This window comes from Citrobacter sp. wls710, from assembly GCF_005281115.1.
In the GTDB taxonomy this organism is placed as follows: Bacteria; Pseudomonadota; Gammaproteobacteria; order Enterobacterales; family Enterobacteriaceae; genus Citrobacter; species Citrobacter werkmanii.
The window spans coordinates 1-1,369 of record NZ_SZXD01000075.1 but is presented as its reverse complement, the minus strand read 5'-3'; the positions used below and the strand labels follow the sequence as shown (position 1 = coordinate 1,369).

Below are 1,369 nucleotides of genomic sequence, written 5' to 3'. Positions count from 1 at the left end.
TGTTGTGAACTCGAAGAGTAGGGCGGGACACGTGGTATCCTGTCTGAATATGGGGGGACCATCCTCCAAGGCTAAATACTCCTGACTGACCGATAGTGAACCAGTACCGTGAGGGAAAGGCGAAAAGAACCCCGGCGAGGGGAGTGAAAAAGAACCTGAAACCGTGTACGTACAAGCAGTGGGAGCACCTTCGGGTGTGACTGCGTACCTTTTGTATAATGGGTCAGCGACTTATATTCTGTAGCAAGGTTAACCGTATAGGGGAGCCGAAGGGAAACCGAGTCTTAACTGGGCGTTAAGTTGCAGGGTATAGACCCGAAACCCGGTGATCTAGCCATGGGCAGGTTGAAGGTTGGGTAACACTAACTGGAGGACCGAACCGACTAATGTTGAAAAATTAGCGGATGACTTGTGGCTGGGGGTGAAAGGCCAATCAAACCGGGAGATAGCTGGTTCTCCCCGAAAGCTATTTAGGTAGCGCCTCGTGAATTCATCTTCGGGGGTAGAGCACTGTTTCGGCTAGGGGGTCATCCCGACTTACCAACCCGATGCAAACTGCGAATACCGAAGAATGTTATCACGGGAGACACACGGCGGGTGCTAACGTCCGTCGTGAAGAGGGAAACAACCCAGACCGCCAGCTAAGGTCCCAAAGTCATGGTTAAGTGGGAAACGATGTGGGAAGGCACAGACAGCCAGGATGTTGGCTTAGAAGCAGCCATCATTTAAAGAAAGCGTAATAGCTCACTGGTCGAGTCGGCCTGCGCGGAAGATGTAACGGGGCTAAACCATGCACCGAAGCTGCGGCAGCGACACTATGTGTTGTTGGGTAGGGGAGCGTTCTGTAAGCCGTTGAAGGTGTCCTGTGAGGGATGCTGGAGGTATCAGAAGTGCGAATGCTGACATAAGTAACGATAATGCGGGTGAAAAACCCGCACGCCGGAAGACCAAGGGTTCCTGTCCAACGTTAATCGGGGCAGGGTGAGTCGACCCCTAAGGCGAGGCCGAAAGGCGTAGTCGATGGGAAACAGGTTAATATTCCTGTACTTGGTGTTACTGCGAAGGGGGGACGGAGAAGGCTATGTTGGCCGGGCGACGGTTGTCCCGGTTTAAGCGTGTAGGTGTGTGTTCCAGGTAAATCCGGTTCACTTTAACACTGAGGCGTGATGACGAGGCACTACGGTGCTGAAGTGACAAATGCCCTGCTTCCAGGAAAAGCCTCTAAGCATCAGGTAACACGAAATCGTACCCCAAACCGACACAGGTGGTCAGGTAGAGAATACCAAGGCGCTTGAGAGAACTCGGGTGAAGGAACTAGGCAAAATGGTGCCGTAACTTCGGGAGAAGGCACGCTGATATGTAGGTGAAG

Annotated in this window: 1 rRNA gene; it reads left to right on the top strand. The window is 52.7% G+C overall.

Annotated elements, in window-relative coordinates:
• Nucleotides 1-1,369 (top strand): 23S ribosomal RNA (locus FDX14_RS24395); the annotation flags it as partial.